Below are 26525 nucleotides of genomic sequence, written 5' to 3' on the forward strand. Positions count from 1 at the left end.
GTTGATCGCATCGGGGTACTCGGTACAGCGGATCACCGCCGACGACCTCAAACACTGACGTGCGCGCGGGGAACCGTCCTGCACAGCGCACGGGCGCCGCCCATCGGTCGAGACCTCGAGAACCCAGGCTGTGAACCTCGACGACGCATCGGGAAACCAGCACCGCGACGCCGCCGGACCGGACATGACCCGAATCCGCGGTGCCCCCGGCAGGACTCGAACCTGCGACCTAGGGATTAGAAGGCCCTTGCTCTATCCACCTGAGCTACGGAGGCTGATGCCGCTCGGGGCGGCAGCGTGGGCGAGTATATCCCGTCCTACAGTGGTTCCATGACCAGCGCTTCGCCGACCGCCCCGGCCGAGCCCGGCCGGGACGCGATGCGCGAGCAACGCGGTGTCGTGGCCGGGTTCGGTTGGGCACTGTCCTGGCTGGCCGCGATCGTGGCGATCGTCGTGACCGCCATCTCGGCGGCCACCGCACTCGATCTGGCCGGCGTGCCCGATCCCGGATGGCTGACCACGTATGGACTGCCGACGGTGACGGCCATCGGTGAGGTCGGTGCCGCCCTCGCACTGGGGACGGCGGTGTTCGCCGCGTTCTTCGTGCCACCGCAGGCCGACGGCGTGCTCGACGTCGGCGGGTATCGGGCGATCCGGATATCCGCGGCCGCGTCACTGACATGGGCCGTGTGCGCGGTGCTGATGATCCCGTTGTCGATCTCCAACGTCAGTGGACAGCCGCTGTCGGAGTCGCTGAAACCGTCGAACCTCGTGAACTCCTACGGTCAGGTCGCCGACGCACGCACCTGGTTCTGGACGGCGTTGTTCGCCGTCGCGGCCGCCATCGTCGCGCGGATCGTGCTGCGGTGGGGCTGGACCGTCGCGGTCGTCTACCTCGTCGGACTGAGTCTGATGCCCATCGCATTGGCCGGCCATTCGTCGACCGGCGGCGATCACGACCTCGCCACCAACAGCCTGATCCTGCACATCGTGGGCGCGACCCTCTGGATGGGCGGGCTGTTCGCGGTGGTCACCTACGCGCTGGCCGGTGGACGCTGGCGTGTGCTGGCAGTTCGCCGGTACTCGCGGGTGGCCTTCTGGTGCATCGTCGTGGTCGGCATCAGCGGCGTCATCAACGCTCTCGTCCGGGTATCGCCCGGCGAGCTGTTCACCGACACCTACGGCCGTCTGGTGCTGGCCAAGGCGGCCGCGCTCATCGTCCTCGGCGCGCTCGGGGCGTGGCATCGGCGGGTCACCATCGTCCGGCTCGAGTCGGAGTCGGCGCCACGATCGTCATTCGTCCGGTTCGGGATCATCGAGGCGATGGTGTTCGCGGCGACCTTCGGGCTGGCGGTCGGTCTGTCCCGGACGCCGCCACCCCCGGGGGCCAACGACGCCGACATCAGCGCGGTCGAGGCACAGATCGGGTATCCGATCGACGGTCCGCCGACCGTGGCGCGCATCCTGTTCGACTGGCGATTCGACCTGCTGTTCGGCACGCTGGCGATCGTCCTCGCGGTGGTCTATCTGGCCGCCGTCCTGCGACTGCGCAGGCGTGGCGACCAGTGGCCGATCGGTCGGACGGTGGCGTGGCTGCTGGGATGTGCGCTGTTGCTGTTCACCACGTCCTCGGGACTCGGGCGCTACTCGCCTGCGATGTTCAGCATCCACATGATCAGCCACATGCTGATGTCGATGATGATCCCGGTGCTGCTGGTGCTCGGCGGCGGCGTCACCCTTGCACTGCGGGCGCTCCCGCCCGCCGGGCGCGGCAACCCGCCCGGCCCACGCGAGTGGATTCAGTCGGCGATCCACAGCCCGGTGTCACGATTCCTCACCAACCCGGCGGTCGCCGCCATCCTGTTCGTGGGCAGTTTCTATGCGCTGTACCTCGGCGGGTTGTTCGAGACGTTGGTGCCCTACCACGCAGCGCACATCGCGATGAACGTGCACTTTCTGCTCAGCGGGTACCTCTTCTATTGGCTGACGATCGGTATCGACCCGGCGCCGCGCCAGGTGACCCCCGTCGCGAAGCTCGGCATCGTGCTCGGGTCGTTGCCCTTCCACGCCTTCTTCGGTGTCGCACTGATGATGACCGGCGGCATCATCGCGGAGAGCTACTACCGGGGCCTCAATCTGCCGTGGCATTACGACCTGTTCGCCGATCAGCGTGTGGGGGGCGGTATCGCCTGGGCGGCAGGCGAGATCCCACTGGTGGTGATCATGCTGGCGTTGCTGGTGCAGTGGCGACGCCAGGACGAGCGGCAGGCCCGACGCTACGATCGGCGCGCCGCCCGCGATCACGACGCCGACCTCGAGGACTACAACGAGATGCTGCGCGAACTCAACAAGCGTGGTTGACCCGGCCTGTTGTCCACAGATTGCGGCGCAGGCGGTTTCGTCGTCGCGACCTGCCCGATGCTGACTCCAGCCACGATCAACCGTGGTGCGTGAGAACCCGAGGAGTCGAGCATGTACGAGACCTACACAACCGTCATCGGGACCGTGGTGTCCGAGCCGCGTCGCCGCCAGACGAATGCCGGCGAGGAGGTGATCTCGTTCCGGGTGGCCTGCAACTCGCGTCGCGTCGACAAACGTTCCCAGGAGTGGATCGACGGCCCCACGCTGTACCTCACCGTCAGCTGCTGGCGACGTCTGTTGGCCGGTGTCGGCGGCGCCATCGCGAAGGGACGCCCGGTGATCGCACACGGACAGATCAAGACCAACGAGTACACCACCGGAGACGGAGAACGCCGCGCCGACCTCGAGATGACGGCGACCACCGTCGGTCTGGATCTCAGTCGGTGCGTCGTCGCCTATCAGGGGCCGTCGGGGCAGGACCGAGTGGTCGAGGCGCCGCCGTCGCGACTCGACGAACAGCCGTCGGCAGCATGAGGGCCCGCGACTGATCGCACCCGCAGAGCGCACGCCACACCCCGGTCCGCCGAATCCAGGACTCTCCGAGGGAGCATTCGGCGAACCGGGGTGTGGGGCTCGCGTGTGGTCGGGCAGGTAGAGTCGGTGGGTGATTCACGGTGCCCGTGAGTCCAGGCCCTGGCGGCCGTCGAGCCCGCCGGGGTCGCTTACTGTGGGCACCCAAGGTGGTCGGCCGGCACCTCGCGGAGGCGGCGGACCGAACAGACGAACAGGCAGGTGACAGCCCGACATGGCCGAAAAGTTCATCTACACCATGAAGAAGGTGCGCAAGGCGCACGGCGACAAGGTGATCCTCGACGACGTCACGATGTCGTTCTATCCGGGCGCCAAGATCGGCGTCGTCGGACCGAACGGTGCGGGTAAGTCGTCGATCCTCAAGATCATGGCCGGTCTCGACCAGCCCTCCAACGGCGAGGCGTTCCTCGATCCCGAGGCCACCGTCGGCATCCTGCTGCAGGAGCCTCCTCTCAACGAGGAGAAGACGGTCAAGCAGAACGTCGAAGAGGGCATGGGCGAGATCAAGGTCAAGCTCGATCGCTACAACGAGGTGGCCGAGCTGATGGCCACCGATTACTCCGATGAACTGATGGAGGAGATGGGCAAGCTCCAGGAAGACCTGGACAACGCCGACGCGTGGGACCTCGATTCCCAGCTCGAGCAGGCGATGGACGCACTGCGCTGCCCGCCCGGCGACTCGCCGGTCACACACCTCTCCGGCGGTGAACGCCGCCGCGTCGCCCTGTGCAAGCTGCTCCTGCAGAAGCCCGACCTGCTGCTGCTCGACGAGCCCACCAACCACCTCGACGCCGAGAGCGTGCTGTGGCTCGAGCAGTTCCTCGCGAACTACCCGGGCGCCGTGCTGGCCGTCACCCACGACCGCTACTTCCTCGATCACGTGGCCCAGTGGATCTGCGAGGTCGACCGCGGCAAGCTGCACGGTTACGAGGGCAACTACTCGGCCTATCTGGAGAAGAAGGCCGAACGTCTCGAGGTGCAGGGCAAGAAGGACCAGAAGCTGCAGAAGCGGCTCAAGGAGGAACTCGCCTGGGTGCGGTCGGGGGCCAAGGCTCGCCAGACCAAGAACAAGGCTCGCCTCGCGCGCTACGAGGAGATGGCCGCAGAGGCCGAGAAGACGCGCAAGCTCGACTTCGAGGAGATCCAGATCCCGACGCCGCCGCGTCTGGGCGATGTGGTGGTGGAGGTCTCCCACCTGGACAAGGGCTTCGAGGGTCGGGTGCTGATCAAGGACCTGTCGTTCACGTTGCCGCGCAACGGCATCGTCGGCGTCATCGGTCCCAACGGTGTCGGTAAGACCACCCTGTTCAAGACCATCGTCGGGCTCGAGGAACCGGACTCGGGGACCGTCAAGGTCGGCGACACGGTCAAGCTGAGCTACGTCGACCAGGGCCGTGCGAACATCGATCCGAAGAAGTCGGTCTGGGAGGTCGTCTCCGACGGACTCGACTACATCGAGGTCGGTCAGAACGAGATGCCCTCGCGTGCCTACGTGAGCGCCTTCGGGTTCAAGGGGCCCGATCAGCAGAAGCGGTCCGAGGTGCTCTCCGGTGGTGAGCGCAACCGACTCAACCTGGCGCTGACGCTCAAAGAGGGCGGCAACCTGATCCTGCTCGACGAGCCGACCAACGACCTGGACGTGGAGACGCTGAGCTCGCTGGAGAACGCGCTCGAACAGTTCCCCGGCTGCGCCGTGGTGATCAGCCACGATCGCTGGTTCCTCGACCGCACCTGTACCCACATCCTGGCGTGGGAGGGCAACGTCGCCGAAGGCCAGTGGTTCTGGTTCGAGGGCAACTTCGAGGCATACGAGGCCAACAAGATCGAACGTCTGGGTGCCGATGCGGCTCGCCCGCACCGGGTCACCCATCGCAAACTGACCCGCGACTGAGCGGGACCCGCCACCTGCCCGTGTCCGGCATCCGACCTCGGATGCCGGACACGCGTGTCTGCAGGCAGACTGTGTCGCCTCCCGTCATTACGATCGCAGGAGAGGGACACATTCCGGAGACTCCGGGTCACTGTCTCTCGCGCGATGGGGTGAGTGCCGTTGCTGAACATGACATCGCTTCTGCCGCAGGCGATCACACGATATGTGAGTGCGACGTCCACGGCTCGACCCGACGAAACGACGCCCGGTGGACCGGACCCCGAGCTGGCCGCGCGGGTCCGTCGGCATCTGGAACTCGCCCGACGGCGTGATCCCGACGAGCGCCTTGTCGACGTGGCCGTCACCGACTCGGGCGGTATCGAGGTGGTGGTCGTCAACGACGACATGCCCCTGCTGGTGGAGGCGGTGCTCGCCACGGTCGAGGCTCATGACCTGACCGTGACCCGGATCGACCATCCGGTGGTCGGCGTGATCCGCGATGCCGACGGGACGCTCGCGGAGTTCGCCGACAACGGCGACTCGACCGCCGTCGAGTCGTGGATCTTCGTGGTCGCGCTGTCTCGACAACCCGACGTCGACATCACCGCTTTGCACGATGACGTACTCGCCGTGGTCGGGCGCGTCGCCGACGTGGACGACGACGCCGACGCGATGCGCCGACAGATCGCCGAACTCGCCGCGGCATGCGCGCAGGCGCCGTCGACCCCGGAGACCGGTATCGACCCCGTCGCGCGCACCGAGTACGGCGAACTCCTGGAATGGTTCACCGGAAATCATTTCCTGCCGCTCGCATACGCGTATGTGCGCGACGCCGGGGAGACCGGCGGACGCGCCGACGACGGGCTCGGATTGTGGCGGACCGGTGGATCACCTGCACGGCTCGGAACCGCCATCTCACCGCCACTGCTGCCGCGGGTCTCGCGAATCCACCTCGAGACCGGGATCCAGCGGTCGAACTTTCCCACGCTGCTCCAGGTGCCGGCATTCTCCCCGGGCGGCGAGCACGTCGGCGAACACCGCTTCCTGGGTACCTTCACCTCGTCGGGACTGCACCAGACGGTGCTCGACATCCCGGTGCTGCGCACCAAGGTGCGCTCCGTGTTCGAGGCCGCCAACGTGGAAGAGGACTCCTACGCGGGGCAGTCCATGCTCGAGCTGCTGCAGAACTATCCGCTCGCCGAGATGTTCGCGATCGCCGACGACGAACTGCTCCGGCAGATCGACGAATTGCTCGACGCGGCCGCCACCCGCTCGCTGCGGCTGTTCGTACTCGCCAACCCCGCAGGCGGGGTCGTGGCGGCGCTCGTGTACCTGCCGCGCGATCGTTACAACACCCGGTCCCGTCTGACCCTGCAGCAGGAATTGGTCTCCGAACTCGGGGGCACGGCGATCGAGTACACGGCCAGGGTCAGCGAGATGCCGCTGGCCAGACTGCAGGTCCTCGTGGCTGTCGATGCCGATGCGGCGCGACCACTGGGCTCACTGGACACCGGAAGCGTCCGTCGCGCGGAGATCCAGGCGCGCCTGGCGGATTCGATCCGCAGCTGGGACGAGCGGGTGCGAGAACTCGGCCGGGCCGATGCGGACCGGATCACCATCGAGGGCGGAGTGGACGCGCTGCTGCGCATCCTCCCGTCGTTGCCCGACGAGTACAAGGATCAGCGCACGCCGCAGGCGGCCCTGGCCGACCTCGTGCACGTGAGCGGACTGACTCCCGGTGACGTCACGGTGACCCTGGACCGCGACGGCGGAGCGACCGGCCCCGACTCGGCGGCGCCGAGCACCGACGACCGGGGTGAGATCACCGATGAACGGTGGGTGTTCACGCTGTATCTGTGCGGCACGCCCGCGACCCTGACCGATGTGCTCCCGGTACTGGGCAGCCTCGGACTCGATGTTCTCGACGAGCGGCCATACCACCTGGTGCGACCCGACGGATCGTCGTGCTGGGCCTACGAGTTCGGCGTCACCCTGACGTCGGGGATGTCGGTGGACCACGACCGTCTCGACGACCTGGAAGGTCGGTTCACCGACGCCTTCGGCGAGATCTGGCGCCGCAACGCCGAGATCGACGCGTTCAACGAATTGGTCATCCGCTGCGGACTCGACTGGCGTTCGGCGGCGATGCTGCGCGGATACGGACGCTACCTTCGACAGTGTGGGTTCGCTTACACCACAAGCCATGTCGCGTCCATGCTGGGCGCGCATCGCGAGGTGACCCGTGGTCTGGTCGATCTGTTTGCGGCGTCCTTCGATCCCGAGGGTGCCGACGATACGCGCCGCGCAGCGGCGCTGAGCAGGCTGGACACCGAACTGGGCAAGGTCATCAGTCTGGACGCCGACCGGATTCTCTCGGCGTTCGTCGCGGTGGTGACGGCGACGTCGCGAACGAACTTCTATGTCCCCGACGACGCCGGGCATCGTCCGGTGATCGCGTACAAGGTGCGGCCACGGGAGATCCCGCAGGCGCCTCTGCCGCGGCCCCTGCACGAGATCTTCGTCTACTCGCCCCGGACCGAGGGTGTGCACCTGCGGTTCGGCATGGTCGCGCGCGGTGGATTGCGCTGGTCGGATCGGCGCGAGGACTATCGGACCGAGATCCTCGGATTGGTCAAGGCGCAGGCCGTCAAGAACGCGGTGATCGTACCGCTGGGTGCGAAGGGTGGATTCGTCGTCAAGCGGCCGCCTCCGTCGACCGGAGACCCGGCCGCCGATCGGGAGCGGCAGCGGGCAGAGGGCATCGAATGCTATCGGGAGTTCATCGAAGGCCTCCTCGACGTCACCGACGACATCGACCTGCAACGCGGCGAGGTCGTGCCCGCGCGGTCGGTGGTGCGTCGCGACGGCGACGACCCGTATCTGGTGGTCGCGGCCGACAAGGGCACCGCGGCGTTCTCGGATATCGCCAATGATATTGCGCTGCACCATGATTTCTGGCTCGGAGATGCTTTTGCGTCCGGCGGCTCGGCGGGCTACGACCACAAGGCCATGGGGATCACCGCTCGCGGTGCATGGGAATCGGTGAAGCGTCATTTCCGCGAGATGGGTCGCGACACCCAGTCGCAGGACTTCACTGTCGTCGGGATCGGCGACATGAGCGGAGACGTCTTCGGCAACGGGATGCTGTTGTCCGAGCACATCAGGCTCGTCGCGGCGTTCGATCACCGTCATGTCTTCGTCGACCCGACCCCTGACGCGGCGCTGTCGCATCGCGAACGCGCGCGCCTGTTCGCCCTGCCACGATCGTCGTGGGCGGACTACGACACGGCAGTGATCAGTCGTGGCGGGGGTGTGTGGTCGCGTGAGCAGAAGTCGATCCCGGTCAGCGCCGAGATGCGTACGGCGCTCGGACTCGCCGACGACGTGGCCGCACTCGCGCCCCCGGAGTTGATCCGGGCGGTGCTGCAGGCGCCGGTCGACCTGTTGTGGAACGGCGGGATCGGCACCTACGTCAAGGCGTCGACCGAATCCGACGCCGACGTCGGGGACAAGGCGAACGACGCGATTCGGGTCGACGGGAACCAGGTGCGGGCCAAAGTGATCGGCGAGGGCGGCAACCTCGGCGTCACCGAGCGGGGCCGGATCGAGTTCGACCTGTCCGGTGGTCGGGTCAACACCGATGCCATGGACAACTCGGCCGGCGTGGACTGTTCGGACCACGAGGTGAACATCAAGATCCTGCTCGACGCCGCGGTGTCCGCAGGCGATCTGCCGGTCGCCGAGCGCAACCCGTTGCTCGAGTCGATGACCGCCGACGTCGCGGATCTGGTTCTGGCCGACAACATCTCGCAGAACTCCGAGCTCGGATTCTGCCGGGCCTACTCGATGGAACGCGTCGACGTGCACGGGCGGCTGCTGGCGTATCTCGCGGCGTCGCATGGGGTCGACCTGCGGTTGGAGGCGCTGCCGACACCGACGGATCTGCGTAAACGGTTCACCGGCGAGATGCACCGCGGCCTCACCTCACCCGAACTGGCGACGTTGATGGCGCAGGTGAAGCTGGCGGCCAAGGCCGATCTGCTGGCCACCGACCTTCCCGACAACGACGTGTTCGACGCCCGCCTCGCCGGCTATTTCCCGGTCGCACTACGGGACCGATTCTCTGCGGGGATTCGATCGCATCGGCTCCGGCGCGAGGTCGTCACGACCGTTCTGGTCAACGACGTGATCGACAAGGCAGGCACCACACATCTGTTCCGGCTGGGGGAGGGCACCGGTGCATCGACCGAGGAGGGAGTGCGCGCCTACGTGGTGGCGGCGGCGATCTTCGGCACCGACGACCTGTTCGGACGGATCGTCCACGCGCCGGCGACAGTGGCGGCGATCGACGAGATGTTGACCTATGCCCGGCGGTTGGTGTTCCGCGCGTCGCGCTGGCTCTTGGCGTTCCGGCCGCAGCCGCTGGCGATCGCCGCCGAGGTCACGCGGTATTCCGAACGGGCTGCGGAACTCTCGGCGTTGCTCGACAGCTGGTTCGGTGCGAGTTCGGCCCGAGACGTGGACGGACGGGTCGAGCGATACCGGTCCGCCGGGGTACCCGAGGATCTCGCCCATGACGTCGCGGTGAGTTTGCATCGGTTCTGCCTGCTCGACATCATCGACGCCGCCGAGATCGCCGACCGGGACCCCGTCGAGGTCGGCGAACTGTACTTCGCGGTGATGGAACACTTCGGTCTGGAAGAACTGCTCACCGCCGTGTCCGATCTGGACTATGGCGACCGATGGCACGCGCTGGCCCGGCTGGCGTTACGCGACGACATGCACGGTGCGTTGCGTGCGCTCACGCTGAAGATCTTGGAGGTCGGCGAGCCCGACGAATCGGCAACACAGAAGATCGACGAGTGGGAGTCGTCGCATGCATCCCGGCTCTCGCGGGTGCGGTCGATGCTCGCCGACATCGAAGGGTCGGGAACCCGCGACCTGGCCACGTTGTCGGTCGCGGCCCGACAGTTGCGCAGCGTCATCCGTTGATCGATCCGTACCGGACCGGCACGCCGGCGGTTTATCGTGGGGCATGGCCCTGACTGCGCTGCGTATCTGCCCGTTCTGCGAGTCCACATGCGGGTTGTCATTGGGCATCGCCGACGACGAGCCCCGAGTGCTGACCGCACGCGGCGACGCCCAGGACGTGTTCAGCCACGGATATCTCTGTCCCAAGGGGGCGAGTTTTCCGGAACTCGACAACGACCCCGATCGGCTCGAGCGCCCGCTGGTGCGCCGCGACGGGAACCTCGCCGAGGCGGAATGGGACGATGCGTTGGCGATCGCCGCCGACCGTCTGGGGGCGGTGATCGCCGAGTCCGGCAACTCCGCGGTCGGCGTCTACCTGGGGAATCCCAACGCGCACACCATCGCCGGTGCACTGTATGCGCCGTTGCCCATTCGGGCGATCGGCACCACGAATGTCTTCAGTGCGAGCACGCTGGACCAGATGCCCAAACAGGTCTCTCTGGGCCATCTGTTCGGCAACCCGTTCGCGTTTGCCGTCCCCGATCTCGACCGCACCGATCACCTCGTCGTCATCGGTGCCAATCCGGTCGTCTCCAACGGCAGCGTGACCACCGTCGCCGACTTCCCCGGCAAGCTCGCCGCGCTGCGTCGCCGGGGTGGGCGGCTGACGGTGATCGATCCGGTCCGCACGCGCACAGCGAAGCTCGCCGACACGCACCTCGCACCACGCCCGGGTACCGACGCATTGTTGCTGTTCGCCGTCGTGCACACCTTGTTCGACGAAAACCTGGTGGCACCCGATCTGGGCGGCATCGGTCAGTATGTCCGGGGTGTCGACGTCTTACGCGGGGCCGCAGAGGATTTCGCGCCCGAGCGGGTCGCCGAGCAGTGCGACGTCGCGGCGCAGACGATCCGGGAACTGACACGCACCATCGCATCGTCGCCGTCGGCTGCCGTCTACGGGCGGATGGGTACCACGACCGTCGAGTTCGGGACACTCGGCAGCTGGCTCATCGATGCCGTCAACATCTTGACCGGCAACCTCGATCGGCCGGGCGGCGTGATGTTCCCGTTGCCGCCCACCGCGCCGCGCCCGCGACGCAGGCCCGGCCGCGACTTCCGTGTCGGTCGATGGACCTCCCGGGTCTCCGGTCTGCCGGAGGTGGCCGGTGAGTTGCCCGCGGTGGCGTTGGCCGCCGAACTCGACACCCCGGGCGACGGGCGGCTGCGTGCATTGGTGACGATCGCGGGCAATCCGGTGCTGTCGGCGCCCGACGGTCAGCGGCTGTCGCGGGCACTGCACGACGTGGATGTCATGATCAGCGTCGATCCGTACCTCAACGAGACAACCCGGCATGCCGACGTGATCTTGCCGCCGCCGCGTCCATCACAGAGCCCCCATTTCGACGTCACGCTGAACAATCTCGCCGTGCGGGCGACGGCGCGATATTCGCCGCCGATCTTCGCGCTGCCCGACGGGCGACCGGACGAGATGGCGATCCTGTCCCGGATCGCCTTGTCCCTGAGTGGATCATCGGTCCATGCCGATCCCGCCTCCATGGATGACCAGGTGATCACCGCGACGCTGGCCAAAGAGGTGTCCGACCCGCAGTCGCCGGTGGCCGGCCGGGTGGTCGCCGATCTCGTCGAGATGCTCGGCGACGGGCCCGGCCACGAACGCCGACTCGACATGATGTTGCGGTTGGGTGCCTACGGTGACGCTTTCGGTGACAATCCCGGCGGGCTCACCCTCGCGACGGTCAAGGCGGCGCCGCACGGTGTCGACCTGGGACCGATGCGCTCACGGTTACCCGAGGTCATCCGCACCGCGAGCGGCCTGGTCGAACTGGCAGCCGAGCCGTTGATCGACGACGTGGCCCGCCTGCGGGCATCGTTGGACCGCGGCGCCGACGACGTGGTGCTGATCGGACGTCGCCACCTACGGTCGAACAACAGCTGGATGCACAACCTGCCGGCGCTGCAGGGAGGCACGAACCGCTGCACGCTGCAGGTGCATCCCGACGATGCCGCCCGCTTGGGCCTCGATGATGTCGCGCTCGTCAAGGGGCCGGGTGGAGAACTGCGGGTCCCGGTCGAGGTGACCGCCGACATCCGACCCGGGGTGGCGTCATTGCCGCACGGGTGGGGGCACGACCACGACGACACCCGGCTGGCCGTCGCCGCGTCGACGCCGGGAGTGAACGTTAATCAACTCAACGACGGCAGCATGGTGGACCCGTTGTCGGGGACGGTGGTGCTCAACGGACTGCCGGTGCAGATCTCGCCGGGCTGACACGGCGGTTGCGTAGGGTTGGACCGGCGGCGCGTTCGCACCGCCGTGGGCCGACAGTACGAAGGGATGCGTGTGCTCTACGAGGACGAGGGGATCCGCACCGACGCCGGCTACGTGGTGAAGGTGCCCGTTCGATGGTCCGACATGGATGTTTTCGCGCACATCAACCATGCCCGCATGGTCACGCTCATCGAAGAGGCGCGCATCCCGTGGTTGTTCTACGACGAGCGTCCGACCGCTTCGCTGCGTGAGGGCTGTGTGGTCGCCGATCTGCACGTGAAGTACCGCGAGCAGGTCCGCCACGACGAGGGGCCGATCGCGGTGACGATGTTCGTGACCCAATTGCGCGCCGTCGATGTGACGGTCGGTTACGAGGTGCGTCCACGCGACGCGGACCCGGCCGACAAGCCGGCGGTGGTCGCGAGTACCCAACTCGTGGCCTTCGACGTCGAGGCGCAGCGACTGCGCCGGTTCACCCCGGCCGAGAAGGACTATCTGGCCTCCTTCCAGCGACCCGGGACGGCGGGGAAGTGACCGACCCCGAACGTCATGTCACGCTGAACGGGCCGGACGATCTGGCCGATGCGGTGGCGTTTCTCGCACGTGCCGTGCGCATCGACGACGCCGCCGTGGTCCGACTGGCCGCGCGGCCGGATGGTCTGATCGGGCTCTGGGTGACCACCGGGTTCGACGTGCTGGCCGGTCGGTCGGTGTTCGGAACCCTGCGGCCCGACGACATCGTCTGTGATGCAACGACATTGCGCGATACGCTCGCCGCGGCCAGCCCCGGTGTACCGGCGGATCCGGGATTCGGGATGCCGAGTGCATGGCGCGGGGCGCTGCCCGCGCAGGCCGGGTTCGGACATCTCGACGACATCCCTGCGCGTACCGTCGTCGAATTGTCCCGTGGCGGTGCACATCTCGCGAAGACCGAGGGGAGTGCGCACGGTCCGGCGACCGGGCTGCTCGACCAGGACGTGCTGGAGGTGTCCTCGGCGACCGCCGACGATGGGGTGTCGATCTCCCTGCGTTCCCTTTTCGCGCTCACCGCGATGGGGTTCGTCCGCGACGCCGATGGTCACGAGATCACCGAGACCTCGTCCATCGAGTTGATCGCCGCGGATGAACCGGTCCGGGTCCGGGTGTCGGGAGCGTGGATCCGCATCGATGCCCGATACGGATCGGTGTACCAACGGCGCCAACGCCTGGCGATGACCCCGGCGTAGGTGGTCCGGCTCAGACCAGCCAGGCGGCCGAGTTCGGGGCAAGCTGTCCGTCGACCAACGGATAACTCGTCAACAACACATCTCCCGGCGGCAGCGGGACCGGGACGTCGCCGGCATTGAGGGCACAGGTGAGATGCCCGACCGAACGACGGAACGCCAGGCATCCGTCAGGGGCGCCATACCATTCCACCTTGTCGCCGGTGAATTCCTCACGCTCGTAACGGAGTTCGATGGCCTGTCGGTAGAGCGACAGCGTCGAACCGATGTCCTCGAGCTGTGCCTCGACGGTGAACCGGGTCCAGGACGCCGGAATCGGCAGCCATGTGTCCGGGGTCGAACTGAATCCGAACGGCGGTTCGAAACCCTCCCACGGCAACGGAACCCGACACGCGTCGCGGCCCCGCTCGGTGTGACCGGAGCGTTCCCACACCGGATCCTGGAGTACTTCGTCAGGCAGATCGGCGTTGGGCAGGCCCAGTTCGGCGCCGTTGTAGATGAAGATGGACCCCGGTAGCGCCAGCTCGACGAGCAGCATCGCGCGGGCTCGGAGAATACCCAGGTCGATGTCGGTCTCGGCGTCGTCGGCCGCCACATCGAGTTCGATCCCACCTGCCTCGGTGTCGACGTCGGGGAGAGGTCCCGAGATCCGTCCGTACCGGGTGACCTCGCGGTCGACGTCATGGTTGGACAGTGTCCACGTGGGGGTGCCGCTCACCGACAGCACGGCGTCGAGGGAGTTCTCGATCGCGTTGCGGATGGAATCGGTGTCGAAGGTCGCCTTGGCGAGGCGGAAGTTGAAACCGAGGTGCAGTTCGTCCGGGCGCAGGTACTCGGCGAACCGTTCGTTGTCGTCGACCCAGATCTCCCCGACGTTGGCGGCGCCGGGGTACTGATCGAGCACCTTGCGGATCTTGCGGTGGATGTCATGCACCGCATAGTTGTTGAACCGCGGATCGTTGTCGTCGTTGACGAGCAGACCAGCCGATTCCAGATCCATGTCCGGAAGGTCCTCGGGCTTGGCCATACCGTGTGCGACATCGATCCGGAAGCCGTCGACGCCGCGGTCGAGCCAGAACCGCAGCGTCTTCTCGAGATCGTCGAAGACCTCGGGGTTCTCCCAGTTCAGATCCGGCTGTTCGGCCGCGAAGATGTGCAGATACCACTGTCCGGGCTTGCCGTCGGCACCGGTCACGCGGGTCCAGGCGGGACCGCCGAAGACGCTGATCCAATTGTTCGGCGGCTCATCACCGTTGTCGCCGCGACCATCTCGGAAGATGTAGCGGGCGCGAGCCGGATCTCCCGGCTCGGCGGCCAATGCCTCGACGAACCACGGGTGCTGGTCGCTGGTGTGGTTGGGGACGAGGTCCATCGTGACCCGGATGTCACGGTCGTGTGCCTCGGTGATCAGACGGTCGAACTGTGCGATGTCGCCGAAGACGGGGTCGATGTCGCGGGGATCGGACACGTCGTAGCCGTGGTCGGCCATGGGGGAGCGCATGACCGGGCTCAGCCAGATCGCGTCGACACCGAGCAATTCCAGGTAGCCGAGTTTGTCGATGATGCCGGCCAGGTCGCCGACACCATCGCCGTTCGCGTCCGAGAACGAGCGCGGATAGATCTGGTAGAAGATCGCCGACTTCCACCACGTGTCGTCGCCGGGGTCGAGCTGTGTGGCGGTCGAAGCAGGGACTGCAGGTCGATCTGTGTGCGCCGACTGCGTGGACCCATCGGTTGTATCGGTGCCGTCGGCCGTGTCGTCTCCGTCGGCGACGTCAGCGTCGGCACTATCAGCGGCAACGTCAGCGTCGGCACTGTCAGCGTCGGCACCTTCTGCGTCGAGACCGTCGGCGTCGGCACCGTTGTCCACGTCGTCGGTACCGGCCGTGGTCTCGGTTCGGTGGTCGGTGGTCGCGTCCGCGCCGTCATCGTCGCCGGCGGCGTTCGCGTCGGTTGCGGTGTCGTGCGATTCCGACGCTTCGCCGGCATCGTCGGTCTCTTCGGACGTGTCGTCGGCCGGGTCGACGGAGTCGGTGTCGGCGCCCTCTGCGTCGCCAGTGTCCGTGTCGTCACCGTCTGTGCTGGGGCCGTCTGTGTCGCCACTCGCCGAGTCGGTGGTGCGGGCATCGTCGGTGTCGGAATCAGAGTGGGCGACAGCGGTATCCGCGTCCTCGGAGTCGGCGGTACCGGATGTCGTGTCGTCTGCGTGCTCGTCGGTGGTGTCGGCGACGGTATCGTCGGCGTCGTCCGCCTCAACGGCATCGTCTGTGACGACGGCGTCCTCGTCAGTGCTCGACGTATCGGCGCTCTCGGGATCAGAACCATCGGCCCCGGCACCAGATGCTTCGGCATCGGAAGCTTCGGCGTCGGAGGTGCCGGCACCGTCCTCGGTACTCGTCGCGTCGTCATCGGCGCCACCGTCGGCGCCGTCCGAGATCTCTGCGTTGTCGGGAGCATCGTCGTGCGGCGAGGCCGCGCTGTCGTCTTCCGGAGCGACGTCTGCGCCGTCGGCTGTGAGTGCGGCGTCGGACGTATCGTCGGGATCCGGTCCGGCGGGGACAGCGTTCGGTGTCTCATCGCTCACCGTCGTCATTGTGCCTTACCTGTGTTTTCCGCGAAAAACAAAGGGGGGATCGGCGCGTCGCGATCCAGCAGGCGGCGTCAGATCGGCGAGTTCACCATGGACTGGGCGGCCATCTCCATGTAGTCGGTCAGCGCTTGCCGATGCGGGGCGTCGAGGGTGGCGGCGTCGATGGACGCGATCGCGGTACGCATGCAGCGCAACCAGGCGTCCCGTTCGATGGGGCCGATCCGGAACGGATGGTGACGCATGCGCAGCCGGGGATGCCCACGCTCGTCCGAGTACGTCCGCGGTCCGCCCCAGTACTGTTCGAGGAACATCCGCAGGCGGCGCTCCGCGGGACCCAGGTCTTCTTCGGGATAGAGCGGCCGCAGGACCTCGTCGGCGGCGACCTCCTCATAGAAACGGGCCGTGAGCTTGCGAAACGTGTCGGCACCACCCACCTCGTCATAGAAGGTGCGCGGTGCTGCGGGGGCGTTGGCCTGGCTCGGGCCCGGGACGTCGGTACTCACGGTTCCCATTGTCCTGACCACGCCGCCGGTGCTCAACATCGCCGTCCACGCGACGGCTCGTCACTCATCTGTTCACCGCCTGCGGGGACACACAGAATTGTCGTGCAAACCGTGGTGTTCCGTGGTCCACTTGAGCTCGTCGGTGTTCAGGTGGGAGTCACGTATGAGCCGCAGAGCAGCCAAGGCCCCGACGGCCGATGGTGCCCAGCCGCAGCATCGTGCGCTGACCACCCTGCCGGGCGGTCGGGGCCACGACCCCGTGTCGCGGTCGACGCTCATCTGGGCGCGGCGACGTGTTCTGTTGCTCAACGCCACCTACGAGCCGCTGACGGCGATCTCCGTGCGCCGCGCGATCGTCCTGCTGTTGCGCGAACGCGCCGATGTGGTCCACGCCGACGATCACGGTCTGGCCGTGCATTCGGCGGACGTCTCGATCCCGGTGCCCTCGGTCATCCGGCTCCGATCCTTCGTCAAGGTGCCCTATCGCGCGGTGGTGCCCATGTCCCGGGCCGCGTTGATGCATCGGGATCGTTTCCGCTGCGGTTACTGCACGGCCAAGGCGACCACGATCGATCACGTGGTGCCTCGCAGCCGGGGCGGATCGCACACGTGGGACAACTGTGTTGCCTGCTGTGCGAGCTGCAACCATCGCAAGGCCGACCGACTGCTCACGGAGCTCGGCTGGAAGCTGCGCGTGGTGCCGACGGCGCCCAAGGGCAGACATTGGCGGCTACTGGCGACCGTCAAGGAGATCGAGCCCGCGTGGGCCCAATACATCGACGTGGGCGCGGCCTGAGCCTGCGAGGTGATGCGTTCTACGACGCGCTGTAGGGGTCGTCGCCCGGGCGGTTGGCCGGTGGGCTAGATTGATCACACGACCTGCACCGCAGCGGGTCCCGGTGCTTTCTCGATCGAAAGGGTGACATGGACAACCTCGTTGTCGCCATCGGAATGCCTGTCACGATCATCTGTGTGCTCTTCGTCGTGGCTTGTGTCGTCTCGATGGCGTTCGCGTTCGGCCTCAAGTACCCGAAGGTTCCGCAGTACACCCTCGACCAGCAGTGGGACGACAAGCCCCTGCTGTTCAGCGCGACCGACATCGAGCCGATGGCGCTGGCGCACCATGCGGACGCAACCGACGTAGAGGGAGGCTCGGCCAGTGGCAAGTGGTGAGGTGACCCAGCAGCACGGCGACGTCGCCGTCGCCGGGGCGACGAGTGCGTTGCCGGTCGGCACCGTCGTCACCAACAGCGGACGTATCTCGGCCACCCGCTTCCCGGGCCAGGTGCCGACCACGCCGCCGTTCTCCCGTGACGAGCTCATCGGCCTCGACGATGCTCTCAAGGACGCCAGCGAGAAGGCTCTCGTGCGGTTCTCGGTCTACATCGGCGACCTCGGCGCCGACCCGGTCGCCGACGCCCGACAGATCCTGTTGCGCGCACCCGAACCGGCGAACGGTGCATTGATCGCCGTGTCGCCCAACACCCACGACACCGTCGTGGTGTCCGGTGTGCGCGTGGCCGACCGCGTCAACGACCGCGTCGCACAGCTGGGTGTGACCGCCGCGGTCACCAGCTTTCGCCAGGGCAACCTGATCGACGGTCTCATTGCAGCGTTGCGGGTCATGTCGACCGCCGCCGCGCCGTCCTGACCGGCTCGCCGACTTCGGATCACACTGTGGCCGCTCACCGATGGTGAGCGGCCACAGTGCTCTCGTCAGCGATCCGCGGATGCGGGTGCGCCCTCGGCAGCGGTTGCCGCGACAGTTCGTTCCAGGGCGACGTCTTCGACCATGTTCGTCTCGTCGAACGGGTCGCGGCCGGCCAGCACATCGGCGACGCGGCCCTTGTCGACGGTGCTTGTCCACGAGCCCACCAGCAGGGTCGCCACTGCGTTGCCGGAGAAGTTGGTCACCGCCCGCGCTTCGGACATGAAGCGGTCGATTCCCACGATCAGGCCCACGCCGTCGAGCATCTCCGGGCGATGGGCCTGCAACCCACCCGCCAGGGTCGCCAGGCCCGCTCCGCTCACACCTGCGGCGCCCTTCGACGCGATGATCATGAACGCCAACAGGCCGATCTGCTCGCCGATCGACAACGGATCGCCCATGGCGTCGGCGATGAAGATCGACGCCATGGTCAGGTAGATCGCGGTGCCGTCGAGGTTGAACGAGTAACCCGTCGGGACGACGACACCGACGGTGGTCTTCTCCACCCCGATGTGCTCCATCTTGGCGATGAGCCGCGGCAGGGCCGACTCCGACGACGACGTCGCGAAGATCAGCAGGTACTCCCGGGCGAGATATCGGACGAGCCGGAAGATCGACACCCCGGCGAATGCCCGTAGCATCGCCCCGAGTACCCCGAACACGAAGAGCACACAGGTGATGTAGAAGGCGAGCATCAGGATCAGCAGTTGCTGTACGGCTGCCCATCCGGTCTGGCCGACGACCCCGGCGATCGCTCCGAATGCGCCGATCGGCGCAACCCACAGGATCATCGTGAGCACCTTGAACACGAGCTTCTGGATGTAGGAGACCGCAACCAGGATCGGCTCACCGGTCGGGCCGAGCGCCTGGATCGCGAAGCCCACGAGCAGGGCGATGAACAGCGCCTGCAAGACGCTCTCCCCGGTGAGCGACGAGAGCATCGAGGTGGGGATGATTCCCTGGATGAAATCCATCGTGCCGCCCGCCTCATGCGCCTCCTGGGCCAGCTCGGCACCCTTGCCAGAGGTGGTTTCGATGTTGAGACCGTCGCCCGGTTTGATCAGATTGCCGACGACCAGCCCGATCGCCAGCGCGACGGTGGACATCGCCAGGAAGTAGACGAACGCGAGTCCGCCGACCTTGCCGACGGTCGCGGCCTTGCGCACCGAACCGATCCCCAACACGATCGTGCAGAAGATGACCGGCGCGATCATCATCTTGATCAGGCTCACGAACATCGTCCCCAACACGGCGATGTCCTTGCCCACCTCGGGCCACACCAGGCCGACGATCACGCCTGCGACAACGGCCACGATGACCCCGATGTAGAGCCAATGTGTGTGATCGCGCTTCTTGGGAATCGACGAGAGATCGGTCGACGACTCCGGTGATCGATCGTCGTCCTTCGGTTCGCTTGCGGTGTGACGCCGGCTCACTGCAATGCCTTTCGTTCGACGGATACGCACGGGAGATGATGACAGGATCGTCGGAGGCATGAGTGATCGGGGTCACCATCCGCGGCGTGTCGTCGGGCAATCGTGACCGTCGGCGTCGTGGCGAGTCGAACCCTGGTGCGCCTCGGATTTCCGGCCGACGGGCCCGCTGCTTCGCTAGGCTGCACTCACAGTTGCCCCGGCGGAGGGAAGGTACGTGCGGATACGTCCGGCCCTACCTCGCACCTTGGCCGGACAGGCAGTGGCATCGTTGCTGGTGATTGCCAGCGTGGTCATCGTCGGAGGCTGTGTTCTCGCTTTTGTCGACGCGGTCTTCGACGGTGAGCGCGAGGCGCGAGAGCAGACTCGAGCTGTGGCCGTCGGGCTTGCAGAGGCGCCGTTCACAGCCGAGGTGTTGGCCGCGCACAATCCCACCTCGGCGCTGCAGCCCCTGGCCGAACAGGTCCGGAAGGCGACCGGCGTCGCATTTGTGACCGTGATGGCACCTGATGGCACCCGTTACACGCACCCCGACCCGCGGCTCATCGGGCAGGAGTACAGCGGCCCGGCGCCGCAGTTACATGGTGACGAGATCTACGAAGAGACGCAGGCCGGCAGCCTCGGTCTGTCGGTGCGGACCGTGGCGCCGGTCCACGACACCGCCGGCCGCGTCGTGGGTTACGTCGCAGCGGGCATCACCATCGACTCGTTGCGGGCGGATTGGCTGTCGCAACTGCCCTACATCGTGGCGATCGGCGTCGCGGCGGTGCTGGCGACCGCCGGCTGCCTCATGATGCTGCGCCGCCGGTTGCTTCGACAGACAGGGGGACTGGCGCCGGACGAGTTGCGATTGATGTACGAGCACCACGACGGGGTGCTGCACTCGGTCCGTGAGGGTCTGATCGTGGTGGAGAACGGCCGACCCGTGCTGCTCAACGATCAGGCGCGCGGACTGCTGGGCGTCCCGACCGATCAACCGTATGCCCAGATGCATTTGCCCGACTTCGTCACCGGCGACGGAGACTTCTTCGACGATGCCGAACTCGCCTATGGGGGCAGACCCCTGGTGGTCAGCCGTGCGCCCGTGGCGCACCAGCCGTCTTCTGCAGTGGTCACCTTGCGCGATCGCACCGAACTCGCGGCCGCATTGGGTGAACTCGATTCGATGCGGCACTTCTCGGAGGCGCTGCGATCGCAGGCGCACGAATCGGCCAACAGGCTGCACACCGTGGTGGCATTGGTCGAGATGGGGAGGTCAGACGAGGCGATACGGCTGGCCACCATGGACCTCCAGGTATCCCAGCGGCTGATCGACCGGATGGCGGAGACGGTGACCGAGCCCGCCCTGGCCGCGCTACTGCTGGGAAAGACCGCGCAGGCGTCTGAACGCGGGATCTCTTTCACCATCACCGAGGAGTCCCGGCTCGAAGGCGACGAGACGGCACAGCTCGCCTCGGTCGACGAGATGATCACTCTGATCGGCAATCTCGTGGACAACGCGTTCGACGCCGCCGACCCGGCCGATCCGTGGGTGGAGGTCACGGTGATCGGCGACGCGACCGGCCTGCTGATCGTGGTGGCCGACAGTGGTCCGGGGATGGACCCGGCGGAGTTCGAGCGCGCGCAACGTCGCGGCTACTCGACCAAACCGGGTGGCGATGCGGCCGGCCGTGGCCTGGGATTGGCGCTCGTCGCACAAGTCGTGGCAGGGCATCGAGGGAGACTCACCGCCGAGCGCACCTACGGATCGGTGATCACCGTCGCCATCGGTGACACCGCCGCGGCCGAACAGGAGGTCGGACGATGATTCGGGTACTGATCGTCGAGGACGATCCGGTGGTCGTGCAGGCACACCGCGAATACCTCAGACGCATAGGCGGTTTCGAGGTGGTGGCGGCAACCGCGACCGTACGTGCCGCTCTGCAGGCGGTCACCGCGCAGTCCGAGGCAGGGGCGGCGGTGGACCTCGTCCTGCTGGATCTGGGATTGCCCGACGGCGATGGCATCGAACTGGCGTCCGAGCTCTCGTCGGTCGCGGCGGGCCCCGACATCATCGCGATCACCGCTCGACGCGACCTGTCGAGCGTCCGCAGTGCGATGTCGCACGGCATCATCCTCTATCTTCTCAAGCCGTTCTCCTACGCGGGTTTCGCCGAGAAGATGCGGCAATACCTCAGCTACCGCTCCGCCCTCGAGGACGGGGGAGATGCGGTGAGTCAGCGACAGGTCGACCTCGCGCTCGCGGAGCTGCGTAGCGCCGACACGAGACGCACGGCCAAGAAGGGGTCGTCCCCGGAAACCGCCGACGCCGTCGGCCGAGTGATCCGTGACAGCGAAGGCGGATTGACGGCATCCGAAGCCGCTGCGGCCGTGGGTATCTCTCGGGTGACCGGTTGGCGATACCTGGAGCGGATGGCTGACGAGGGCACCGTGGAGCGGCTCACCGAATACGGCACCGCGGGCCGGCCCCAGGTCCGGTATCGGTGGCGTGGTCGGTGAGCCGCAGCGCGGTCAGCCTTGTGCGTCGAACTCGCGTGCGCGCAGCGATCGCGCGACGGTGTCACGTCCCTCGGTGATCAGCCGGGCGAGGGCCGGCGGGTGATCACCCGCCAGGAACTCGTCGGCCGCGCCCAGCGCTGCGGCGTCGATCGCCCAATGGGGGTAGAGCCCCACCACCACGGTTTGCGCCACCTCGCTGGAACGCCGTGCCCAGACCTCGGGTACCGCCGCGAAATACTTGGCGACGTAGTCGGTGAGCAACCCGCTCTGACCTGGACGGGCGAAGCCGTCGATCATGGTGCGCGTGTAGATGTTCGACAACGAATCGTCGTCGAAAGCCTGCGTCCACGCCTGCGCCTTCGCCTCGGGTAGCGGGCGTGACGTGCGGGCGGCCGCCGCCTGGCGGGTGCCCGCGGCGGTGTTGTCGCGCTGCTCCTCGGCGTCGATCACCGGCGTCGCGGCTGGATCGGAATCGATGGCACCGGCGGATGCCAACGCTCGCACCAGTTTCCACCGCATGTCGGTGTCCACGACGAGACCGGGGAGTCCGTGCCCGGCCGGGTCGTCGCCGTCGAGCAGGGCCTGCAGGGCAGGCACCTGGTCGTCGTTGATCCGCCCGGCGAGCAGCGTGTTGACGAACGCGAGCTGGTGGTCGGACCCCGCGGCGGAACCGCGAGCCAATTCCAGGAGGCGTGCGCTGAAGCCCGGCCAGCCGGTCTCGGTCACCCATGTCGGGTCGGCATATGCCTCGATCGCGCTCGTTGCCTGCAACAGGACACGTTGCACCACACCGATTTCCGTTTCGGTGGCGATGCCGCGCTGTACCAGCTCCACGAAATCGCGGGCCTTCATCTCGGCCTGCCGGGTCATCTCCCAGGCCGCCGACCACACGAGTGTACGAGGCATCGGATCGGCGATGTCACCGATGCGCGCGGTGGCCGTCGCGAGCGAATCCGGATCGAGACGCACCGATGCGTACGTGAGGTCGTCGTCGTTGACCAGGATCAGTTGGCCGCGATCCACACCGACGAGGTCGGGGACGTCGGTACGTTCTCCTGCGACATCGAGTTCGACGCTGCGGACCTGTTCGAGACGTCCGGAACCGTTGTCGTCGTAGATCCCGACCTTAAGTCGGTGCACTCGGGTCTCGCCCGCGCCGGGCGCAGCGCCGTCCTGCACCACGGTGAACCGGGTGAACGCGCCCTGGGCGTCGAGCTCGAAGTCGGGTCGCATGACGTTGATGCCGGTGGTCTTGAGCCACTGGGTACCCCAGTCGGACAGGTCACGACCCGACGACTTCTCCAGCGCGGCAAGGAGGTCGGCGAAGGTGGCATTGCCGAATCGGTGCGCCGAGAAATAGTCGCGGAGTCCGGCCAGGAAATCCTCGAGACCGACGTAGGCCACCAGTTGCTTGAGCACCGAAGCGCCCTTGGCGTAGGTGATCCCGTCGAAGTTGACCTCCACGGCGGCGATGTCGGGGATGTCCGCGGCGACCGGATGTGTGGAAGGCAACTGGTCCTGACGGTATGCCCACGACTTCTCTACGTTGGCGAACGTCGTCCAGGCATTGGTGTACTCGGTGGCCTCGGACTGGCACAGCACCGACGCGAACGTCGCGAATGACTCGTTGAGCCACAGGTCATCCCACCACTGCATGGTGACCAGGTCGCCGAACCACATGTGCGCCATCTCGTGCAGCACGGTCTCGGCGCGGCGTTCGTAGAGGTATTTGGTCACCCGGGACCGGAACACGTAGTCCTCGAGGAACGTGACCGCACCGGCATTCTCCATCGCGCCGGCGTTGAACTCCGGAACGAACAACTGGTCGTACTTGCCGAATGCGTAAGGGATGCCGAAGTTCTTGTGGTAGAAGCCGAAACCCTGCTTGGTCTCGGTGAACAGCCGATCGGCGTCCATGTGCTCGGCGAGCGATGCACGGCAGTAGATGCCCAGCGGGATGGTCCCGTGGTCGTCGGTGTAGGTGTCGGTCCACTCGGCGTAGGGGCCGGCGATCAACGCGACGAGGTAGGTGCTCATCAGCGGTGTCTCGCGGAAGCGATGCACACCCGGTTCTGCGGCGACCGTGTTGACGACGGCGGCGTTGGAGATGACCTTCCAGTCCTCCGGCGCGGTGACCGTGATGGCGTAGGTCGCCTTCAGATCGGGCTGATCGAAACAGGCGAACATGCGTTTGGCGTCCGCGGTCTCGAACTGTGAATAGAGATAGACGGCGTCGTCGGTGGGATCGACGAAACGGTGCAGGCCCTCACCGGTGTTCGAGTAGGCGCAGTCCGCGACGACGGTCAGCGTGTTCTCCTCGGCCAGCGAGTCGAGTGGGATTCCCACGGACTCGTCGAAGTCGGAGACATCGAGGTCGGTGCCGTTGAGCGTCGCCGAGATCAGCTTCGGTGCGACCAGGTCGATGAAGGTCTGCGCCCCCGCGGTCGCCGTGAACGTGACGGTGGTGACCGAGCGGAACGTGTCCACGCCCGGCGAGCCGTTGCCGTCGGTGAGGTCGAGGTCGATCGCGTAGGTGCCGACCTTGACGGTTGCGGCGCGTTCGCGAGCTTGGTCTCGGGTCAGGTTGGGAGCAGTCACAGTCGGGTCAGTCCGCCTCTCGAAATCGTGTATCTCTCCGCCAGCTTAGTGGTCTGGCCGATGAATTCGCCTCGGTCCCAGACGTTCGACGATCAGTCCACACCAACAGTCCGCGGCATCGTCGGAGGTGGGGGAGGATCGGGAATGACCGACGCGGAATCTCGTTGGTAGTTACGGCAGAGTTGGCGAACACCGAGAGGTTGTGACGATGGCAGCGCAGGCAGACCAGACGCGGCAGGTGAATCGGGTGGACTTCTGGTTCGACCCCTTGTGTCCCTGGTGCTGGATCACATCGCGATGGATTCTCGAGGCCGAGCAGGTTCGTCCGATCGATGTGAACTTCCACCTGATGAGCCTCGCCGTGCTCAACGAGAACAAGGACATCCCCGACGAGTACCGCGAGCGGCTGAAGTCGGCATGGCGACCGGTCCGGGTGATCGCCGCGGCCGTAGCCGCCAAGGGCGACGAGATCCTCGCTCCGATCTACACGGCGATGGGCACCCGGATCCACGACAAGGGCATCAAGGATCCCGACCAGGTGATCAGCGAGACCTTGGCGGAACTGGAACTCGATCCGTCCCTGGCGTCGGCCGCGGACTCGACCGAGTTCGACGAGTGGATCCGCACCAGCCACCACGAGGGCATGGACAAGGTGGGCGATGACGTCGGGACCCCGACGATCCACGTCAACGGGGTGGCGTTCTTCGGGCCGGTGTTGTCGAGGATTCCGCGTGGCAAAACCGCGGGCACGGTGTGGGACGGCGCCGTCGCACTCGCGTCCTACCCGCACTTCTTCGAACTCAAGCGGTCTCGCAACGAGGACCCGCAGTTCGACTGAGCGTGTCGGGCCGCGCGCCCGGCGCACGACGCCGGCGCGCGGTCACAACCTCGGAGGCATCTGCAACCCGTTGGGCAGAGTTCCGTCGGGCACGGCGGCCGGGTGGGCAGGCGGCGGGATCGGGACGACGTTCCCGCTGCCCACACCTCGCACGATGGTCTTGGGACGGAAGAGCATCGCGCCGGCCCGGGTCCGGTCGCGCAGTGCCGCCGCGCGCCAGGTGAGCACCGGATGCGACGCGAGGGCATTGACCATCCAGGTGAAGAAGCCGCGTTCGTGGGTGGCGCGGTCGGCGAACTGGTCGAAGTCCACCGCCGACAGCATGTACTTGCCCGACGACAACACCCCGATGACACCGGGCGCACCCGACGAGCAGGTGTAGTAGCCGTAGTTGTCGGCCGTGTACTCCTGGGCCCGGGAGAGTGCGGACCCGAGGAACGGGATGTTCATCCCGACCGCCGTGCCCAGTTGGCGCCAGTACGACGTGTGACCGGCAGCGATGTGACCGACCTCGTGGCCGATGATGAACTCGAGCGCCTGCGGGTCGCGTGCGCGCCCGCCTACCTCGAAGAGGTCCGAATAGACGACCACATAGCGCCGGAACCCGTGTCCGGAGGCGAACGCGTTGATCATCCCGTTGCCGAGTACGACGTAGGCGTCCGGGACGTATTCGAGGCCGTAGCGGGCGGCCGCCTCGACGACCATCCGGTAGCCGTCGGGAAACTGGCTCGGGGTCATCTGCACCCCGTTGACCCGCGGCCCGGCATAGGTGAGACCGCGGACGAGGAACAGCACCAGCGGGGCCGCCAGGAGTGCGAGCACGTACTCACTGAACTGACCGAGCAGCACCAGTCCGACAATCGCGAGATAGCCGATCAGGGTGATCGCGATGATCACCACCAGCATCGGGATCTCCCACGGATGCAGTCGGGGCCGGAGCGCGTACTGCGCCGGTGGCAGCCAGAAAGCGTCGGGATCGGGGCCCGATCGATCGACGGCTGCGTCGGCGACACCGGGCACGTTGGGTATCGGCGATTCTGCGTCCAT

18 protein-coding genes and 1 tRNA gene are annotated in these 26525 nt (G+C 66.8%); 13 read left to right on the forward strand and 6 right to left on the reverse strand.

What is annotated here, in order from left to right; genetic code table 11:
* Positions 1-201: 201 nt before the first annotated feature.
* A tRNA-Arg gene (locus tag AAFP35_RS08660) sits at positions 202-275 on the reverse strand.
* A gap of 55 nt (positions 276-330) precedes the next feature.
* Here AAFP35_RS08660 and AAFP35_RS08665 point away from each other — a divergent pair.
* The 7 genes from AAFP35_RS08665 to AAFP35_RS08695 all read left to right on the forward strand — a co-directional run bounded on the left by AAFP35_RS08665 (position 331) and on the right by AAFP35_RS08695 (position 13312).
* Positions 331-2361 carry a cytochrome c oxidase assembly protein gene (locus AAFP35_RS08665; protein ID WP_419221173.1) on the forward strand — a complete coding sequence of 677 codons (2031 nt, stop codon included), beginning with the start codon at positions 331-333 and terminating at the stop codon, positions 2359-2361.
* A 111-nt stretch (positions 2362-2472) separates the two neighbouring features.
* Positions 2473-2895, forward strand: a complete 423-nt coding sequence (locus tag AAFP35_RS08670) for a single-stranded DNA-binding protein (protein ID WP_419221174.1) — start codon at positions 2473-2475, stop codon at positions 2893-2895.
* Between the two features lie 271 nt (positions 2896-3166).
* On the forward strand, positions 3167-4843 hold the full coding sequence (gene ettA, locus AAFP35_RS08675) for an energy-dependent translational throttle protein EttA (protein ID WP_419221175.1): 1677 nt from the start codon (positions 3167-3169) through the stop codon (positions 4841-4843).
* Positions 4844-5011: 168 nt separating this feature from the next.
* On the forward strand, positions 5012-9814 hold the full coding sequence (locus AAFP35_RS08680; RefSeq protein WP_419221176.1) for an NAD-glutamate dehydrogenase: 4803 nt from the start codon (positions 5012-5014) through the stop codon (positions 9812-9814).
* A gap of 43 nt (positions 9815-9857) precedes the next feature.
* Positions 9858-12086 (forward strand): molybdopterin-dependent oxidoreductase, encoded by a 2229-nt coding sequence (locus AAFP35_RS08685; protein ID WP_419221177.1) that lies wholly within the window; start codon positions 9858-9860, stop codon positions 12084-12086.
* Positions 12087-12158: 72 nt separating this feature from the next.
* Positions 12159-12620 carry an acyl-CoA thioesterase gene (locus AAFP35_RS08690; protein ID WP_419221549.1) on the forward strand — a complete coding sequence of 154 codons (462 nt, stop codon included), beginning with the start codon at positions 12159-12161 and terminating at the stop codon, positions 12618-12620.
* Positions 12617-13312 (forward strand): hypothetical protein, encoded by a 696-nt coding sequence (locus AAFP35_RS08695; RefSeq protein ID WP_419221178.1) that lies wholly within the window; start codon positions 12617-12619, stop codon positions 13310-13312. The genes AAFP35_RS08690 and AAFP35_RS08695 overlap by 4 nt, the downstream gene beginning before the upstream one ends.
* Before the next feature lie 10 nt (positions 13313-13322).
* On the opposite strand, the gene AAFP35_RS08700 is transcribed toward AAFP35_RS08695, so the two are convergent.
* Complete coding sequence (locus AAFP35_RS08700; RefSeq protein WP_419221550.1) at positions 13323-15179, reverse strand: glycoside hydrolase family 13 protein; 1857 nt, start codon at positions 15177-15179, stop codon at positions 13323-13325.
* A gap of 791 nt (positions 15180-15970) precedes the next feature.
* Entirely contained in the window at positions 15971-16411 is a 441-nt protein-coding gene (locus AAFP35_RS08705) for a globin (RefSeq protein ID WP_419221179.1), read from the reverse strand.
* 154 nt (positions 16412-16565) lie between these two features.
* Between AAFP35_RS08705 and AAFP35_RS08710 the strand changes: the two genes are divergently transcribed.
* The 3 genes from AAFP35_RS08710 to AAFP35_RS08720 all read left to right on the forward strand — a co-directional run bounded on the left by AAFP35_RS08710 (position 16566) and on the right by AAFP35_RS08720 (position 18053).
* Positions 16566-17198: an HNH endonuclease gene (locus AAFP35_RS08710; protein ID WP_419221180.1), complete on the forward strand. Its 633-nt coding sequence runs from the start codon at positions 16566-16568 to the stop codon at positions 17196-17198.
* Positions 17199-17326: 128 nt separating this feature from the next.
* Positions 17327-17575: a hypothetical protein gene (locus AAFP35_RS08715; RefSeq protein ID WP_419221181.1), complete on the forward strand. Its 249-nt coding sequence runs from the start codon at positions 17327-17329 to the stop codon at positions 17573-17575.
* Complete coding sequence (locus AAFP35_RS08720) at positions 17562-18053, forward strand: DUF5130 domain-containing protein (protein ID WP_419221182.1); 492 nt, start codon at positions 17562-17564, stop codon at positions 18051-18053. The genes AAFP35_RS08715 and AAFP35_RS08720 overlap by 14 nt, the downstream gene beginning before the upstream one ends.
* Before the next feature lie 65 nt (positions 18054-18118).
* On the opposite strand, the gene AAFP35_RS08725 is transcribed toward AAFP35_RS08720, so the two are convergent.
* Entirely contained in the window at positions 18119-19471 is a 1353-nt protein-coding gene (locus AAFP35_RS08725; protein WP_419221551.1) for a cation:dicarboxylate symporter family transporter, read from the reverse strand.
* Positions 19472-19760: 289 nt separating this feature from the next.
* On the opposite strand from AAFP35_RS08725, the gene AAFP35_RS08730 reads away from it, so the two are divergent.
* Both AAFP35_RS08730 and AAFP35_RS08735 read left to right on the forward strand, forming a co-directional pair.
* Positions 19761-21350, forward strand: a complete 1590-nt coding sequence (locus AAFP35_RS08730; RefSeq protein WP_419221183.1) for an ATP-binding protein — start codon at positions 19761-19763, stop codon at positions 21348-21350.
* The gene (locus AAFP35_RS08735) at positions 21347-22042 is read left to right on the forward strand and encodes a response regulator (RefSeq protein WP_419221184.1); all 696 of its coding nucleotides are present in this window, start codon (positions 21347-21349) and stop codon (positions 22040-22042) included. Before AAFP35_RS08730 ends, AAFP35_RS08735 begins: the two co-directional genes overlap by 4 nt.
* A gap of 12 nt (positions 22043-22054) precedes the next feature.
* Here AAFP35_RS08735 and pepN read toward each other — a convergent pair whose 3' ends face one another.
* Entirely contained in the window at positions 22055-24640 is a 2586-nt protein-coding gene (gene pepN, locus AAFP35_RS08740; RefSeq protein ID WP_419221185.1) for an aminopeptidase N, read from the reverse strand.
* Positions 24641-24848: 208 nt separating this feature from the next.
* Here pepN and AAFP35_RS08745 point away from each other — a divergent pair, with 208 nt between their 5' ends.
* Positions 24849-25478, forward strand: a complete 630-nt coding sequence (locus AAFP35_RS08745) for a DsbA family protein (protein WP_419221186.1) — start codon at positions 24849-24851, stop codon at positions 25476-25478.
* Positions 25479-25520: 42 nt separating this feature from the next.
* Here the strand turns inward: AAFP35_RS08745 and AAFP35_RS08750 are convergent, their stop codons facing one another.
* Complete coding sequence (locus tag AAFP35_RS08750) at positions 25521-26525, reverse strand: M48 family metallopeptidase (protein WP_419221187.1); 1005 nt, start codon at positions 26523-26525, stop codon at positions 25521-25523.

This window comes from Gordonia sp. CPCC 206044, assembly GCF_048537895.1.
In the GTDB taxonomy this organism is placed as follows: domain Bacteria; phylum Actinomycetota; class Actinomycetes; order Mycobacteriales; family Mycobacteriaceae; genus Gordonia.